Genomic DNA, 17,392 nt, shown 5'->3' on the forward strand with positions numbered 1-17,392 from the left:
CATCTTTCAAAGGCAGTTGCTTCGCAGAAGTTTTATGAATTTAAAACAAAGCTTCTAGCTAAATGCAAAGAGAACGGAATCGAACTTCGAATAGTAGATAGATGGTTCCCATCATCTAAGACATGTTACTGCTGCAAAAGTATCAAGAAAGATTTAAAGCTTTCAGATAGAATTTTCAGATGTGACTGTGGATATATCGAAGACAGAGATTTCAATGCTGCACTAAATCTGAGAGATGCTACGACTTACGAAGTTGCATAAATGAACGCAAACGTAGGTATGTACCGAAGGCTATTTCGGGAATTTACGACTATGGAGTGTACTTGAACTTGTGAGTAGATATGATTTCGGTCAATCCAAAGCATACACGATGACAAAGTAAGTAATGTTCGTGAGAACTTACATTATCTCGATGTGAGTATATTTAATCACATTTTGAGTGGCAGGATTATATATAATGGGAATGACAATGACGCAGAAGATCTTAGCTGATCATGCGGGAGTAAAAGAAGTTCATGCAGGTGAATTAATTGAAGCAAATGTAGATATTGTAATGGCAAATGATATTACAGGACCTATGGCTTTACCAATCTTTAAGAAAATGGCTGATAAGGTCTTTGATAAAGATAAGGTTGTCTTAGTGCCAGATCACTTTACACCTAATAAAGATATTAAATCTGCAGAGAACTCAAAGGCAATCAGAGAATTCTCTCGTGAGCAGGGATTAACACATCATATGGAACAGGGTAAATGTGGTGTAGAACATGCTATTTTACCTGAAAGCGGCATTGTTGTGGCAGGAGATGCTGTCATTGGTGCAGACTCACATACTTGTACTTATGGAGCGATTGGTGCTTTCTCTACAGGTGTAGGAACAACTGATATTGCGACAGGTATGGCGACTGGACAGTTATGGTTCAAGGTACCTTCAGCCATTAAATTTAATCTTCATGGCAAATTACCAAAATACGTATCTGGTAAGGATGTTATTTTACATATTATTGGACGTATTGGTGTAGATGGTGCTTTATATAAATCAATGGAATTTACTGGTGAGGGTGTCAAAGAATTATCTATGGCAGATCGTTTCACTATTTGTAATATGGCTATTGAAGCAGGAGCTAAGAATGGTATCTTCCCTGTTGACGAAGCCGCTATTGAATACTTAGATAAACATGCTAAACGTGAATATAAGATCTATGAAGCAGATAGTGATGCTGAATATGAAGAAGTGGTAGATGTAGACTTATCTGCTATTAGACCAACTGTTGCTTTCCCTCATCTTCCAGGTAATGCGAAGACAGTGGATGAAATTGAAGCAATGGATAAGATCTATATTGATCAGGTTGTTATTGGATCATGTACAAATGGTCGTATGGAAGACTTAAGAAAAGCAGCCGCTATTCTTAAAGGTAAGAAAGTCGCTGATAATGTGAGAGTGATGGTTGTACCAGCCACTCAGAAGATTTACTTACAGTGTATCCTAGAAGGTATTCTAGAAACATTTGTAGAATCAGGATGTGCTGTCAATACACCAAGCTGTGGTCCATGTATGGGTGGTCATATGGGTGTACTTGCGAAAGGTGAAAAGTGTGTTTCTACTACAAATAGAAACTTCGTTGGACGTATGGGTGATGTAGAATCATTAATTTATCTTGCATCTCCAGAAACAGCAGCTGCAAGTGCGATTGCAGGTTATATCGCAAATCCAGAAAAATTCGGAGGTAATAACTAATGGAAGCTAAAGGTAGAGTATTTAAATATGGTGATAACGTTGATACAGACGTTATTATTCCAGCAAGATATCTTAATTCATTTGATGCCAAAGAATTAGCAAGTCACGCTATGGTGGACTTAGATCCTACATTTGTAGAAAGAGTTCAGCCTGGTGATATTATTGTCGCAAAGAAGAACTTTGGTTGTGGTTCATCAAGAGAACATGCCCCTCTTGCATTAAAGACAGCAGGTGTTTCATGTGTTATCGCAAAAAGCTTTGCACGTATCTTCTATCGTAACTCTATTAATATCGGTTTTGCGATTCTTGAATGTCCAGAAGCCGTAGATGGTATTGATGATGGCGATGAAGTAAAAGTAGATTATGAAACAGGTAAGATTTATAACCTCACTAAGAATACAGAATATCAGGGTCAGCCTTTCCCAGCGTTCATGCAGAAGATTATTGAACAGGGTGGTCTTGTAAACTACGTCAATAATAAGAAAGGATAGAGGATATGGAAAAGAATATTGCGGTTATTAAAGGTGATGGAATCGGTCCTGAAATTGTGAATGAAGCAATTAAGGTACTTGATGCCATCGCAAAGAAATATAATCATACATTCAACTATAAGAATATCCTCATGGGAGGCTGTTCTATTGATGCTTATGGAGTCCCATTAACTGATGAGGCATTAGAAGTCGCAAAAAACAGTGATGCTGTATTATTAGGTTCTATTGGGGGAGATACTAATACATCTCCATGGTATAAATTAGATCCTACATTAAGACCAGAAGCAGGATTATTAAAGATTAGAAAAGAATTAGGTTTATTCGCAAACTTAAGACCTGCTTATTTATATAAAGAACTTGCAGGTGCATGTCCATTAAAGGAAAGCACATCAGAAGCAGGTTTTGATATGATTATCGTAAGAGAATTGACTGGTGGTTTATATTTTGGTGAAAGAAACACAAAAGAAATCAATGGTGAATTAGTGGCTCATGATAATCTTGTTTATTCAGAACTTGAAATTAGACGTATCGCACAAAGAGGATTTGAAATTGCGATGAAACGTGGTAAGAAACTTACAAGTGTGGATAAAGCCAATGTTTTAGATACATCTCGCTTATGGCGTAAGATTGTGAATGAAGTGGCTCAGGATTTCCCAGAAGTAAAAGTAGAACATATGCTTGTAGATAACTGTGCCATGCAGTTAGTTAAAGATCCAGCACAGTTTGATGTTGTCCTCACTGAGAATATGTTTGGGGATATCTTAAGTGATGAAGCATCTATGGTTACTGGTTCTATTGGTATGTTATCAAGTGCTTCACTTCGTGAAGACAGTCTAGGTATGTATGAACCAAGTCATGGCAGTGCACCTGATATTGCAGGACAGAATATTGCGAATCCACTTGCGACTATCTTAAGTGCTGCTATGATGCTACGTTATTCATTTGATATGGATGAAGAAGCAGCATGTATTGAAAAAGCAGTAGAAAAGGTTCTTGCAGATAATATTCGTACTGTTGATATTTATAAAGAAGGAATGACAAAAGTATCTACATCACAGATGGGTGATGCTGTAGTAGAAAGACTTTAGGAGGCTAATATGAGAAGTGATAATGTAAAAAAGGGAGTAGAACGTGCACCTCATCGTTCACTCTTCAATGCCTTAGGCATGACAGAAGAAGAATTAGAAAGACCTCTAATCGGGGTAGTTTGTTCATATAATGAAATTGTTCCTGGTCATATGAATCTAGATAAGATCAGTGAAGCAGTTAAGAAAGGTGTTTATTTAGCTGGTGGTGTACCAGTTGAAGTACCTGCGATTGCAGTATGTGATGGTATTGCGATGAACCATACAGGTATGAAATATTCACTCGTTACAAGAGAATTAATTGCTGATAGTACAGAATGTCTTGCGACAGCACATCAGTTTGATGGTCTTGTTATGATCCCTAACTGTGATAAAAACGTTCCAGGCTTATTAATGGCAGCTGCTCGTTTAAATATTCCAACTATCTTTGTATCAGGTGGACCAATGCTTGCAGGTAAGAAATTAAATGGTAAGAAGACTTGTCTTTCTTCACTATTTGAAGCTGTTGGTCAATATAATGCAGGTACTCTAGATGCCGCACATCTTGAAGAATTTGAAGAAAAAGCATGTCCAACATGTGGTTCATGTTCAGGTATGTATACTGCAAATTCTATGAACTGTTTAACTGAAGCACTCGGTATGGGTCTTCGTGGTAATGGTACTATTCCAGCTGTTTATTCAGCACGTATCAGACTTGCTAAACATGCTGGTATGAAGATCATGGAATTAGTAGAAAAGAACATCAAACCAAGAGATATCATGACTCCAGCTGCATTCAAGAATGCGATGACAGTGGACATGGCTTTAGGATGTTCTACAAACTCAATGCTTCATTTACCAGCAATCGCACATGAAGCAGGTGTGGAATTAAATCTTGAAATTGCGAATGAAATTTCTAAATATACACCAAACCTTTGTCACTTAGCACCAGCAGGTTCTACATTTATGGAAGATTTAGATGATGCCGGTGGCGTATATGCAGTCATGAATGAACTTGATTCATTAGGTATTTTAGATACAACAGGAATCACATGTACTGGGAAGACTATTAAAGAAAATATTGCAGGATGTGTAAACTTAGATTCAGAAATCATCCGTCCTGTTGATAACCCTTATATGAAAACAGGTGGTATTGCAGTATTAAAGGGTAATATTGCACCTGATAGCTGTGTTGTTAAGGCAGCGGCAGTCGCACCTGAAATGATGACACATACTGGACCAGCAAGAGTATTTGATAGTGAAGATGATGCAATCAAGGCAATTCGTGCTGGTAAGATTGTTAAGGGTGATGTTGTTGTTATTCGTTATGAAGGTCCTAAAGGTGGTCCTGGTATGAGAGAAATGTTATCTCCTACAAGTGAAATTGCTGGTATGGGACTTGATAAAGATGTTGCATTAATTACCGATGGTCGTTTCTCAGGAGCAACTAGAGGGGCGTCTATTGGACATGTATCTCCTGAAGCAGCAGTAGGAGGACCTATCGCTTTAATTGAAGAAGGAGATATGATTTCTATTGATATTCCAAATAATAAGATTAATGTAGCTGTAGATGATGCTACATTAGAAGCACGTCGTGCTAAATGGCAGCCAAGAGAACCTCGTATCACTACAGGTTACTTAAGACGTTATGCTGCTCAGGTAACAAGTGCCAATACTGGAGCTGTATTACAGCCAAATGATAAGTAAAGGAGGAGAATCCAAAAATGTTAATGAAAGGATCGGACATTGTAGTAGAAAGCCTTCTTGAACAGGGCGTTGATACTATCTTTGGCTATCCAGGAGGTGCCATCCTAGAAGTCTATGATAGTTTATATAAGTATCAGGATAAGATTCATCATGTTCTTACATCTCATGAACAAGGTGCGTCTCATGCAGCTGATGGTTATGCACGTGCCACTGGTAAAGTGGGTGTTTGTATGGCAACAAGTGGACCGGGTGCCACTAACCTTGTCACAGGTATTGCGACAGCCATGATGGATTCTATTCCTTTAGTCGCTTTAACTGCCAATGTAGGTGTCAATGCCTTAGGTAAAGATGCCTTCCAGGAAATTGATATCAAGGGTGTGACTATCCCTATCACAAAACATAATTTTATCTGTAAATCACCAGAAGAATTGGCTCCAACTATTCGTAAAGCATTCCAGATTGCGAAAGAAGGACGTCCAGGTCCAGTATTAGTCGATATGACTAAGAATGCGACTGTAGGTTCATGTGAATATACTAAAAAGGTGCCAGATGTCATTGGCAGCCGTAATTATACATTCCCTACATCTTCAATTAAGAAGGCTGTAGAAATGATTGAAGCATCAGAAAAGCCATTCGTATTTGTCGGTGGTGGATGTATTGCCTCTCAGGCGAGTGCACCATTAAAAGAATTTGTAGAAAAAATCGATGCACCAGTTACTGATACATTAATGGGTAAAGGAGCATATGACGGCACTAATCCACGTTATGCAGGAATGCTAGGAATGCACGGGACTAAAGCAAGTAATATCGGTGTATCAGAATGTGACTTATTGATTGCGATTGGTGTACGTTTCAGTGACCGTATTACTGGTAATGTGGATACATTTGCGAAGAATGCGAAGATTATTCATATTGATGTCGATGATGCAGAAATCGATAAGAATGTGCCTGTTGATTTAGGTATTGTCGGAGATGCAAAAGATGTTATTGAAGCCATTAACTTAACTTTAACACAACAGAATCATCCAGGATGGATGAAGGAAGTACGTACATTAAAGGATCGTTATCCTTTAACTTATGATCAGTCTAGATTAACTGGTCCATATGTGATTGAACAGATTGATAACTTCACTGATTCTCAGGCTATTATCACAACTGAAGTAGGTCAGAACCAGATGTGGGCAGCACAGTACTATCACTATAGACGTCCTAGACAGTTCTTAAGTTCTGGTGGACTTGGTACTATGGGTTATGGACTAGGTGCTGCAATAGGAGCTAAATATGGCTGTCCTAATCAGTTAGTATTCAATATTGCAGGTGATGGATGTTTCCGTATGAACCTTAATGAACTCGCTACTGCATCACGTTATAATGTCCCAATCATTGAAGTAGTACTTAATAACCATGTACTTGGAATGGTAAGACAGTGGCAGACATTATTCTATGGTGAACGCTATAGTGCAACAGTACTTCATGATAAGGTAGACTTCTGTAAAGTAGCAGAAGGATTAGGCTGTAAAGCTATCCGTGTCACTAAGAAAGAAGAAGTCATGCCTGCTTTACAGGAAGCAGTGGATTATCATGGTCCAGTTGTTATTGAATGTATCATTGATGATGATGACAAGGTATTCCCAATGGTTGCACCAGGAAGCTCTATTGCGGAAGTATTTGATGAAGCAGATATTAATAAGTAATTAAAAAGGCTGTTAAACTAATGAGAGTTCGAAAGATATACTATCTCATTAGCATTTACAGCCTTTTTACATGTCTAATTTTTCAAACACCTTTTACCTCACCATAAGTTGGAAGATTGTTTATTCTGCCAGTACTTGTCCACGTATTGGCTTCCATTGTGACCAAAGAAATACAAATTGTTATTATTCTTTTTCGTTTCATGGCTTTCTTCTTTTATGTTTTATGAAAAATAAATACAGTATTGGAATATAGAGGATTATACCAATTGGTAATACATTAAAAAAATCATATTGTAAAAAAGTGATAGAGGTTAATATAGATGATAAATGACACAAATCTCCACTATATACATAAAATGAATGATAAGTAGTAAATATTGTAATAAAGAATACAGAATAATAAAATAAAATTATTTTATCTAATAATGTAATATCAAATAAGCGTACACTCATTTTATAATAAGTAAAGAATAGAATGAGTAATAGTAAGCTGCTAGCCAACAGAATTTTTGAAAAAATATTAAATTGAATAAGGTAATCTGTTTGATCAATTATAGCTCCGGGAGATATGTATGCAGTAAAATGTTTTTCTTTTAAAAATATAGAAACAGCTATTACAATAGCAAAGAAACTTATTTTTATGATTAAATGTAATTTTTTCATCATACTAAATAGTATACTCCTTTTGATCTTATATTTGCTTGCCCTCTAATTATCTTATGATCAAGCCTTTTTTAATGGAATAGAGATGTGGATGGAGAATGTTTCTTCACTTTCTTCAATAGAACATGTTCCGTTATGAAGTTCTACAATACGTTTTACACTTCTTAAACCAATCTTATTACTCTCTACTTTAGATAAATCACTCTTCTTTTTATTGGTTAAGAGGAGATCAAAAGAATCATCAAGAGTAAGAGTCATATCTACATGTTTATCGGAATACTTATGAATATTAGAACAGAGGTTATTGATCATTCTTTTGATCATGGAGAAGTCTAAAAGGACTTCTTTTTTTATATATTTAATGTCTTTGTGAATGATAAAGCCTTCTAATTCTAGATAGTTGAGATTCTCTTCTATATAACCTAAGAGTTCTTCTGTAGATATCTTTTCTAATTGAGGATGACTATTCTGTTCAAACACAAGTGAATAAGCAAATGTCTTATTAGACAATTCTTTGATTTGTTCTACTTTGTCAATACATCTATGTAAGTAGTTATCCATCTGTTCCTGATCCTTGAAACAATGCAAGGCAAGAATATCCAGATAACCTCTTAAACTTGTGAGAGGAGTTCTTAAGTCATGTGACATGGCAGTAATCAAATCATGATGTGTCTGTTGCATTTCTTTTTCTTTCTCATAATTTTCCTCTAATGTCATTCTTAGACCATCTATTTGATGAGCAAGTACTGCAAGTTCATCACGTCCTTGAATTGTCATAGGATGAGATAAATCACCCTGGGACATATTGAGTATTTCCTGTTTTAAACATTCAATATATTTGACTTTATGACGAATAAAAAAGAAAGTAGGAAGAAGGAATGTGAGGAAAGAAGCAAACAAAGCAATATAGAAATAATACTTAATATATTTAAGTAAGTTCATATCATACAGTTCTACTTCAGCCTTTTGATCCTTGAACTGTACAATCTTTGTATAAACCGCATTATACGCATCTGTTTCAAAGTCTGTCTGTAAGATATAAAGTGGTGTAATCACACTCACAGGTTGAGTAAGGAAATCTGCATAATTAGCTGCAACATAATATTCATTCTTATTATCATAAATATAAACAGACAAGTAAGGATCATTGGTCTTGATCAATTTCTTTACTTGTTTCTTATCTGTTAAATTGACATCTTTCGCTTTTTCTTTAAACTCTTTAAAGAACTTATTTCTCTTATCCTTAATACCAGCAACTTCATCTATAAAACTATAATAGTGAGGAATCTGTTCTCTAAAACAGCTATATACCAATACTGCAGACATACTTGAGGCAATTAATATAAAGAAAATCTTAGAGGCAAGACTTACATATTTCTTACTCACAATAATATCCTTTACCCCAGATTGTTTTGATATGTTCAGGATTTGTAGGATCCTTTTCAATCTTCTGTCTTAAATGTCTAATATGCACCATGATTGTATTGTTTGCCCCATAATAATATTCTTCATGCCAGATAGCTTCAAATAGCTGACTAGGAGAAATAACATGCTGTTTATTCATTAATAAATATTCTAGAATATTATATTCTAAATCTGTTAAGTTGAGTTTCTCTCCATCTATTGATGCTGTACGTTTCGCACTATTGACTTCTATATTACCTGTCTTATATATAATCTGTTTTTCTTGTGTAGTGCTTTTACCCTGATACACATGATAGCGTCTCAGTAATGCTTTCACACGTCCATTTAACTCATTATAAGAAAATGGTTTAGTTAAGTAATCATCGCCACCACTAGAAAAAACTAATGTTTTATCACTATCCTGCCCCTTTGCAGTTAAAAAGAGAATAGGGGCTTTTGTTTTCTCTCTTAATAATACACACGCTTGATACCCATTCATTTCAGGCATCATCACATCAAGAATAATAAGATCTGTATCATCATCCACTAATTCTAATGCTTCTTTCCCATTACTTGCTTCTATGACATTATATCCTTCACTAGACAATAATACCTGGATTACTTCTCGTATATCTTTATCATCATCTACTATCATGATTCTTTCATTCATAACTATCTCCAATCCTTTGCCTTCACCCAGTTCTCATGAGGTAACATGTGTCCAAGATGATCCATAACCTTAGATTGTGAACTATACATACTTGTTAACTTCATCTTCTTCTCTAAATCACTTTGACTTATAGAATTAAGATTATGAGGCATATTCTTTTTTCTATAGTATTTACCGAAATAGACAAGCTGATTCATATCAACACGACTATCTTTACTTACTATATAAGAAGTCATCTGATGATGCGTATGACCATATTCACCATCAGGATTATGTGTCACAACAGTTTTCCATTTCTTCTTACCTAATATATAGTGTACATCATTTTTGATATATTTTCTTGATTTATTCCAATTATCTCTTTGTCCATTTGTTTTATCTGGATAATTAAACATAACACCTGTACTACCTGTTGCCTTCATGACATTCATAAACTCTTTTCTTCTTACCTTATTATTACCATTAGTCAAACATACAACAAGATAATGTTTCTTTAAAAGATGACTGCCACCCCATATAGTTTCATCATCAGGATGTGCTACAAACATCACAGAATCTATATTCTTAAGATTTAATCCATCAATCATCTTCTTATGCTTAATTGTATGATTAGAACCAAATAATGAACTAATCATCAACAAAGAACTAATTGTCAACATTTTTAAATTATTCATATTTATCACCCATTTTTACAATATCATCTCTTTATTTAAAAAACCTTAAAAGAATTCTTAAGATTTCTTAAACATAAAATTCACAAAAATTAAGTGAATTTAAGATTTGTTTAAGTCTAAATTTAAGATTTGTTTCTTACAATAGTATCGAGGTGAAAATCATGACTAAAAAAGACAAGCGCACCGTTTGTCTACTTGGTCTACTATCTATCGCATTAGTCTTTATACTTACATCCAATGTCTTTGGTAACACAATTGACTGGTATAGCCAACATGTAGTTATTGCGGATGCATTAAGACATGCAATAAGAAGTGAAGGAACACTATTCCCTACTTATATGAAACAGTTAATGGGTGGAGGAAATATATATCACTTCTCTTATTATGGATACTTAAGACTAGATATTCTTATAGGTGCATTACTCATACATGTAAATATGCAGACAATCATCATTGCCTATAGTGTATTGATGCTGACACTCTCTGTTATATGTTGTTATATCTTTTTAAGACAACATACAGATAACGAAAACATCTGTATCTTTGTCAGCTTGCTTGTATTATTATCAAGTATCTTCTTTCATTCACATAAACAGATCATGTTTGTGAACTATATGCCTTACTTATTCCTCGCTTTAATAAGTATAGAAAAGAAGAACTTTGCAGCTTTTACACTATGTGGCAGTATGATTGTACTTCATAGCTATTTCTATTGTATTGGATGCTTTATTGTATGTTTCATTTATTTACTCTATCGTTATCCTGCTGAATGGAAAAAGCTCTTTATATCCTATGTACTCATTGTCTTATTAACCGCAATACTGACAATTCCAACACTCTATATTATATTAATGAATGGTAAATCTGGTGCACCCACTGCACTTGCATCATTATTCATCCCTTCTCTTAATTTAAAGGGATTACTCTATAGTAAATATGGATGTGGACTAACATATATCTCATATATTCTTTTAGTTCTTGCATTAAGTGATAAACAGCTAAGAAAGCTTTCTATTGTCACTCTTGTATCATTCTACTCTCCACTTATGTGGTTTATTATGAATGGTTTCTTATATGCAAGAAGTAAGATCATGATTGTCTTTATTCCAATCGTGGCTTATATCATGTGTATGATGTTAGTAAAGATTAAAGAAGGGGATGTTACACTTTCTAGATATTCTGTACTGTTACTAATGATTCCATTATTCTTTATTAAATACCCATTCTCAGCACTTGTAGATTGCCTATTTGCGCTTCTTATCTTACTCCAAAGAAGAAAGCATGTACTGTATGGATATCTTGTGGTTCCAATGTTGGTTGTATCATTTATTAATGGACCTTCTTCATTCTATAAGCCAAAGAAATCAGAAAAGAATGTTTCACAGTTAGTAAGAAGAAATAAGATGCATACAGTCGCGGATTTGACTACAAGACAGAATGTCAATCAAACTCATGGTTATCTATTTAAACGTGTATCAGGCTATACATCTACTAATAATAAACATTACAATGAATTCCTATTTGATACATTAAGAATCCCTGTTCCTACAAATAACCGTGTAGCACAGAATGACACAGACAATATCTTCTACCTTAAGACACTTGGTATTGATACAGTTATTTCTAAAAGAAATGCCCCTTATGGTTATTCTTTAAAGGATCAAGATAAGAATGTAAAACTTTATCAATCAAATACTTCTTTACCTCAAGCTTATGCAACAAACCAGTTAATGAGTGAAAAACATTTTAGACAGCTCTCTTATCCATATACTCTAGATACACTTGTGAATTGCGCGATTGTGAATAAAGGTGATACACATTATCAAAGTCAATTTATTAAAGAAGATCCAGGATTCAAGAATTCTTATCATATTACTAAAAAACAGAAAAAAGAAATGACATTGAATCGTCAAACAAACAATGAAATCGTTGTATTAGAAGCAGATATTGAGAATAAGAAACCTCTTAAGGGTGTATCTATTACTGTCAATGGAATGAAGAATAAACTCGCTAGTATTAAGAATCCTTATTATCATCCTCATACACATTTCACTTATGTGACTACAAGTAATCAATTAAAAGTAACTCTCTCTAAAGGTGACTATATTATTAAAAATATTAAGATGTATACACTTCCTGCTTCTGCATTAAATCAGACTGTTGATCCATTAGATATTAAGAAATCATCCAATGTACTAGAAGGTAAAATCAATGTCTCTCAAGATGGTTACTTTATTACACGTATTCCTTATGAAAAGGGTTATACAATGTATATTGATAATAAGAAAGTCAATACAGAAAAAGTCAATCAAGCATTCTTAGGATGTCGTATCACAAAAGGGTGTCATACAATTAAGATCACATTTACTCCTCCAGGATATACTCTTTCATGTATTATAAGTACAATAGGTGTTATTCTATTTGTATTATTCTATATATATCAAAGAAAATATGATACTATGTGTGAGGAGGGGTAGAAAAATGAATAAAAGATTATATCGTTCAGCTCATGACCGTATGCTTGCTGGCGTATGTGGAGGTATTGCGGAATACTTCCAGATTGATCCTACTCTTGTCAGACTAGGATGGGTCGCATTTACAGCGCTAGGAGGAAGCGGTATTCTCGCTTATATTATTCTTGCGGTTATTGTCCCAAGTGAATACTAAAAAGAAGGTTCTCGCGAACCTTCTTTTTTTGGCTAGATAGTCATTAATTTCTGTGCAATCTTTTCTGTTTCATCAAAGATATAACGCATTAAACCTCTGTCCTTCTTATAAGACTTTTTTAAGTTTATATAGAGTTCTAATGCATCCTCATCTTTCATTTTAGGAAGGTTGCTTTTTAGTATTAGAAAGCATTCTTCTTCATATGGATCACTTAAAATTCTCATATCTAACATAGAAATCATCCCCTTGGTCAAATAATAGTAAATACAATGAGATTATCCTTGCCTATATATATTATAGACCCTTTTACATAATTTGTAACAAATAATACCATAATCTCTGTATTTTTATCATTTAGAGGATGTAAGAATTATGTTAAAATGTACACAAGTAGGTGAGAGTAATGGATGAGAGAAGTAAAAGGACACTTCATATTATTATAGGATTAGTGATTGCTGTATTGTTAGGAACAGTTTATACAAGCTATCTAACACCACAAAAGACACATCTTGTCTTTGGGGCAACTTATATGACTATGAACAACCCTTTCTATGAAGTGGTTAATAACGAATTAAGAAAAGAAATAGAACAAAACGGGGATGAACTTATTGTACGTAATCCTGAACTTGATACAGATAAACAGAATGAACAGATAGAGGAATTTGTATCAAAGAAGGTGGATGGTATTTTTGTGAATCCTATTGATTCAAAGAAGCTTTCTTCCTTAGACTCTGCAAGAAAAGCAGGAATTCCAGTGATTGCGATAGATGCGTCTGTAGATAATACAGATTTGATTGATTGTGTTATTGAATCTGATAATTATAATGCAGGTGTTTTATGTGCTCAAAATATGATGAAAAGAATGCAATCAGCCAATATTGTCTTATTAAAACATTCTACTGTCGAATCAGCAGTTTCAAGAATACAGGGATTTGTAGATACTATTAAAGATTATCCACAATATCAAATTATAGACTCTGCAGAATGTGAAGGACAATTAGAACGTGCGATGCCTTTAATGCAGACAGTATTAAAAAAGCATACAAATGTTGATGTTGTGATGGCTTTAAATGATCCTTCAGCATTAGGTGCACTCGCTGCCATAGAATCATTAAATCGTCAAGATATTATTGTCTATGGAGTAGATGGCACACCAGATTTAAAATCACTTATTAAACAGAGTCCGCTTATCGCAGGTACAGCTGCACAATCTCCACTTAAGTTTGGAAAACTCTCTGCAAAGAAGATGTATGATATTCTTCAAAGAAAAGATATTCCAAAAATTATTGAAGTACCTGTCACAATGATTACTAAAGACAATATCGACTCCTATAGTTTAAAGGGGTGGCAATAATGTTGAAAAGTATTAGCTTAAAAAGAATCCGTACATTTATGATGTCTTGGAATTTCTTTATGATCACATGTTACGCAATGATATTTATGTTCAGTACAAACTATATTATTGCGAATAAGCTTTCTAGAGACTTTCTAAGCTCTTTAAACTATATCCCAGAAAACCCAGGATTGATCTTCTTTGAAACACTAATTCTTTTTAGCGGTGTTATTGTATTAATGAATGTCTTTGATCATCGTGTTAAAGAATACCCTTTTGAGAATCTTCTCTTTCTTTCTATAGAAACAATTCTAGGATTTTTCATAATGAAATCTCTTTATTTTAGCTATCATGGTATTATCTATTTAATATTCTGTGATGCATTATTTAGATTTAAAGAGAATAAATATGTCAAATGGCTGACAATTCCTTTAAGTTTGCTTCTTATAATATCTAACTATGATTTCTTTAGTACATTATTTCCTCTTGTGAATGCGGATGCTTATTTCGAAGTTTATACAAGTACGACTAGAGGTTTATTGCAGGTAGGTGTTAACTTCTTAGATATTATTAATCTTCTTTTCTTTATTCTCTTTTTAATGATTTATATTGCGAATGAAGTACAGGAAAATGAACGTATGACTCAGGAATTAATCATGGTACATCAAGTCAATCATGAATTAGAGAATTATGCAGCAGTGAGTGAAAAGATTGCGGAAGATAAAGAAAGAAAAAGACTTGCTCGTGAAATCCATGATACTTTAGGCCATGCCTTAACAGGTATTGCAGCAGGTGTAGATGCCTGCATTGCAATGATTGATATCAATCCAGAAGCAACCAAGAAACAATTAATGGTCATTAGTAAAGTAGTCAGACAAGGAATTGTGGATGTGCGTAACTCTTTAAATAAATTACGTCCTGGTGCTCTTGAACAGCATGGCTTTAAAGGGGCTATAGAAAATATGATTGAAGAATTCACAAGTGTCAGTGATCTCACAATTTCTCTAGATTATCGTCTAGATAAAGTGGATTTTGAAAATACTAAAGAAGACATCTTATTTAGAGTGATTCAGGAAAGTGTTACGAATGCAGTAAGACATGGTGATGCAACGCATATTGATATTTCATTATATATAGAAGATAATAGTTTATATCTAAAGATTCAGGATAATGGACAGGGATGTGAAGAGATTCATTATGGTTTTGGATTAAAACAGATGAAAGAACGTTTAGGTATGATTAATGGTAAGGTCGCTTATGATGGTCATCATGGTTTCTTAACTATTGTCACTATACCTTTGCAGGAGGGAGAACTATATGATTAAGGTAATGATTGCAGATGATCAGGAACTGATTAGAGAATCATTAAAGATAGTATTAAGTACGCATGTTGATATTGATGTGGTAGATACTGCATCAGATGGTTTTGAAGTATTAAAATGTTTAGAAAAGTATGTTGTTGATGTTATTTTAATGGATATTCGTATGCCCGGTATGGATGGTGTTATGGCTACTAAGGAAGTAAAAGCGAAATATCCTAATACAAAGATTATTATATTGACTACTTTTGATGATGATGACTTTGTCTTTAGTGCTTTGCGTTATGGTGCGAGTGGTTATTTATTAAAAGGTGTATCAATGGATGAACTTTATAAAGCAATTGTGACAGTTAATACCGGAGGGGCAATGATTAATCCTGATATTGCGACAAAAGTCTTTAGTATGTTCTCTAAGATGCAGCAGAACAACTATACTATTAAAGTAGATGAAAAAGATGTAGAAACATTAAGTAAACCAGAATGGAAGGTTATACAGCATGTAGGATATGGCTTATCTAATAAAGAAATAGCCCAGAAACTCTTCTTATCAGAAGGAACAGTCAGAAACTATTTAAGCTCTATACTCTCTAAATTAAACTTAAGAGACCGTACTCAACTTGCGATATGGACAGTAGAGAGTGGTTTACTCACAAAGGCGATTGACGATGAGTAGAGTTAAACCTGTATTAATTATAATAGTATTATCACTTTTCTTTATGATAGTGGTCAATTATCCTAATACCATTACTTTAGAACTAGGTGTTTTTTCTGGAAGTAACTGGGGTGTACCAAGTGGTGAAAGCTATAAGATTATTGATGGGGCTATAGAAAGATTTGAAAAGAAATATCCTGGAATAAAAGTAGAGTATGAGAATGGTATTATGAAGAGTGATTACTCTTCATGGCTTTCTGATAAGATTGTGAGAGGGAAGGAACCGGATGTCTTTATGGTTCTTGATGATGATTTTAATACATTAAGTTCTATTGGTGCGCTTGCAAACATTGATAGTTATATGACTCATGATCAGAATTTCAGTGAAAATGATTATTATTCAAGTGTTTTAAAGGCGGGTACCTATTCTAAGCACCAATATGCATTACCTTATGAATGTGATCCTACACTCATGTTCGTGAATAAAACACTCTTAGAAGAATGTCATATTGATATGCCTGATAATGATTGGACTTTGGATGATTTCTATACAATATGCAAGAAAGTAAGTGAGTATTCTAATAACTATTATGGCTGTTATGATTATGAATGGCTTGACTCTATCTATGGATATGGCACACAGGTATTTAATGAAACAGGAACAAAATGTTTCCTTGAGCAAAGTGCTGTGAGAAATGCATTAGAATTCTATCGAAAGCTTAATAATCTTAATAAGGGACATAGTGTCACTTCTGAAGAATTTGATAAAGGCTTAGTGGCTTTTTCACCACTCTCTTTATCAGTCTATCGTACTTATAAACCTTATCCATGGCGTATTAAGAAGTATTCTACATTTGAATGGGATTGCCTTAAAATGCCAACAGTAAGTAAAGATAAAGGTAGTACACAGGTTTCTACATTACTTATGGGGATGAGTAGTAAATCTTATCATAAATCACAGGCCTGGGATTTACTAAAAGAACTGTGTAATGATACAAAGACTCAGCAGTCTTTAACACACTATTCTCAAGGTATTTCACCTTTAAAGAAGGTTGCACAATCTCAGACTATTATTGATATGTTAGATGAAGAATCAGGAGATAGTCAGATAAGTATGTCTTTATTGAATCAAGCACTTCTAGTTGCCCGTAATAGAGAGAAGTTTAAGAAATATGATTCAGCAATGACAATGATTAATAACGGCATTGGAAAGATTGTTCATTCAAGTGATGACTTTGATCTTTCTTTAATGGAATTACAAAAAGAAGTAAACAAATATCTCAATGACTAGAGTGGTTTAACCACTCTTTTTTAATGTG

At 34.1% G+C, this 17,392-nt stretch carries 17 protein-coding genes; 12 read left to right on the forward strand and 5 right to left on the reverse strand.

Going from position 1 to position 17,392, the window contains the following annotated elements; translation table 11 throughout:
• From DW269_RS02875 to ilvB, 6 genes are all read left to right on the forward strand, one after another.
• Positions 1 to 261 (forward strand): zinc ribbon domain-containing protein (locus DW269_RS02875; protein ID WP_147321675.1); only part of this gene is annotated, 261 nt, incomplete at its 5' end.
• 196 nt (positions 262 to 457) lie between these two features.
• Positions 458 to 1,735: a 3-isopropylmalate dehydratase large subunit gene (gene leuC, locus DW269_RS02880; RefSeq protein ID WP_117458472.1), complete on the forward strand. Its 1,278-nt coding sequence runs from the start codon at positions 458 to 460 to the stop codon at positions 1,733 to 1,735.
• The gene (gene leuD, locus DW269_RS02885) at positions 1,735 to 2,226 is read left to right on the forward strand and encodes a 3-isopropylmalate dehydratase small subunit (protein ID WP_117458473.1); all 492 of its coding nucleotides are present in this window, start codon (positions 1,735 to 1,737) and stop codon (positions 2,224 to 2,226) included. Before leuC ends, leuD begins: the two co-directional genes overlap by 1 nt.
• 5 nt (positions 2,227 to 2,231) lie before the next feature.
• Positions 2,232 to 3,314, forward strand: coding sequence for a 3-isopropylmalate dehydrogenase (leuB, locus tag DW269_RS02890; RefSeq protein WP_117458474.1), 1,083 nt, complete (start codon positions 2,232 to 2,234; stop codon positions 3,312 to 3,314).
• Between the two features lie 9 nt (positions 3,315 to 3,323).
• Positions 3,324 to 4,997, forward strand: coding sequence for a dihydroxy-acid dehydratase (gene ilvD, locus DW269_RS02895; RefSeq protein ID WP_117458475.1), 1,674 nt, complete (start codon positions 3,324 to 3,326; stop codon positions 4,995 to 4,997).
• Positions 4,998 to 5,014: 17 nt separating this feature from the next.
• Positions 5,015 to 6,691, forward strand: coding sequence for a biosynthetic-type acetolactate synthase large subunit (gene ilvB / locus DW269_RS02900; protein WP_117458476.1), 1,677 nt, complete (start codon positions 5,015 to 5,017; stop codon positions 6,689 to 6,691).
• Positions 6,692 to 6,889: 198 nt separating this feature from the next.
• Here the strand turns inward: ilvB and DW269_RS02905 are convergent, their stop codons facing one another.
• The 4 genes from DW269_RS02905 to DW269_RS02920 are packed head-to-tail and all read right to left on the reverse strand — an operon-like array spanning position 6,890 to position 10,102.
• Positions 6,890 to 7,357, reverse strand: coding sequence for a hypothetical protein (locus DW269_RS02905; protein ID WP_117458477.1), 468 nt, complete (start codon positions 7,355 to 7,357; stop codon positions 6,890 to 6,892).
• Positions 7,358 to 7,414: 57 nt separating this feature from the next.
• Positions 7,415 to 8,740 carry a HAMP domain-containing sensor histidine kinase gene (locus DW269_RS02910; RefSeq protein ID WP_117458478.1) on the reverse strand — a complete coding sequence of 442 codons (1,326 nt, stop codon included), beginning with the start codon at positions 8,738 to 8,740 and terminating at the stop codon, positions 7,415 to 7,417.
• Positions 8,733 to 9,428 (reverse strand): response regulator transcription factor, encoded by a 696-nt coding sequence (locus tag DW269_RS02915; protein WP_117458479.1) that lies wholly within the window; start codon positions 9,426 to 9,428, stop codon positions 8,733 to 8,735. Before DW269_RS02915 ends, DW269_RS02910 begins: the two co-directional genes overlap by 8 nt.
• Before the next feature lie 2 nt (positions 9,429 to 9,430).
• Positions 9,431 to 10,102 carry a PIG-L family deacetylase gene (locus DW269_RS02920; RefSeq protein ID WP_226793769.1) on the reverse strand — a complete coding sequence of 224 codons (672 nt, stop codon included), beginning with the start codon at positions 10,100 to 10,102 and terminating at the stop codon, positions 9,431 to 9,433.
• 161 nt (positions 10,103 to 10,263) lie between these two features.
• Here DW269_RS02920 and DW269_RS02925 point away from each other — a divergent pair, with 161 nt between their 5' ends.
• Both DW269_RS02925 and DW269_RS02930 read left to right on the forward strand, forming a co-directional pair.
• Positions 10,264 to 12,579, forward strand: a complete 2,316-nt coding sequence (locus tag DW269_RS02925) for a YfhO family protein (protein WP_117458480.1) — start codon at positions 10,264 to 10,266, stop codon at positions 12,577 to 12,579.
• A 4-nt stretch (positions 12,580 to 12,583) separates the two neighbouring features.
• On the forward strand, positions 12,584 to 12,769 hold the full coding sequence (locus tag DW269_RS02930; protein ID WP_022425271.1) for a PspC domain-containing protein: 186 nt from the start codon (positions 12,584 to 12,586) through the stop codon (positions 12,767 to 12,769).
• A 32-nt stretch (positions 12,770 to 12,801) separates the two neighbouring features.
• Here DW269_RS02930 and DW269_RS02935 read toward each other — a convergent pair whose 3' ends face one another.
• Entirely contained in the window at positions 12,802 to 13,002 is a 201-nt protein-coding gene (locus tag DW269_RS02935; RefSeq protein ID WP_117458481.1) for a hypothetical protein, read from the reverse strand.
• 170 nt (positions 13,003 to 13,172) lie between these two features.
• On the opposite strand from DW269_RS02935, the gene DW269_RS02940 reads away from it, so the two are divergent.
• The 4 genes from DW269_RS02940 to DW269_RS02955 are packed head-to-tail and all read left to right on the forward strand — an operon-like array spanning position 13,173 to position 17,364.
• A complete protein-coding gene (locus tag DW269_RS02940; RefSeq protein ID WP_233502409.1) occupies positions 13,173 to 14,123 on the forward strand; it encodes a sugar ABC transporter substrate-binding protein in 951 nt (316 codons plus the stop codon).
• Entirely contained in the window at positions 14,123 to 15,427 is a 1,305-nt protein-coding gene (locus tag DW269_RS02945; RefSeq protein WP_117458482.1) for a sensor histidine kinase, read from the forward strand. The genes DW269_RS02940 and DW269_RS02945 overlap by 1 nt, the downstream gene beginning before the upstream one ends.
• Entirely contained in the window at positions 15,420 to 16,094 is a 675-nt protein-coding gene (locus DW269_RS02950) for a response regulator transcription factor (RefSeq protein WP_117458483.1), read from the forward strand. Before DW269_RS02945 ends, DW269_RS02950 begins: the two co-directional genes overlap by 8 nt.
• Positions 16,087 to 17,364 carry an extracellular solute-binding protein gene (locus DW269_RS02955; protein WP_117458484.1) on the forward strand — a complete coding sequence of 426 codons (1,278 nt, stop codon included), beginning with the start codon at positions 16,087 to 16,089 and terminating at the stop codon, positions 17,362 to 17,364. The genes DW269_RS02950 and DW269_RS02955 overlap by 8 nt, the downstream gene beginning before the upstream one ends.
• Positions 17,365 to 17,392 lie beyond the last annotated feature (28 nt).

Source organism: Catenibacterium sp. AM22-6LB (assembly GCF_003435615.1).
Lineage (GTDB): Bacteria > Bacillota_I > Bacilli_A > Erysipelotrichales > Coprobacillaceae > Catenibacterium > Catenibacterium mitsuoka_A.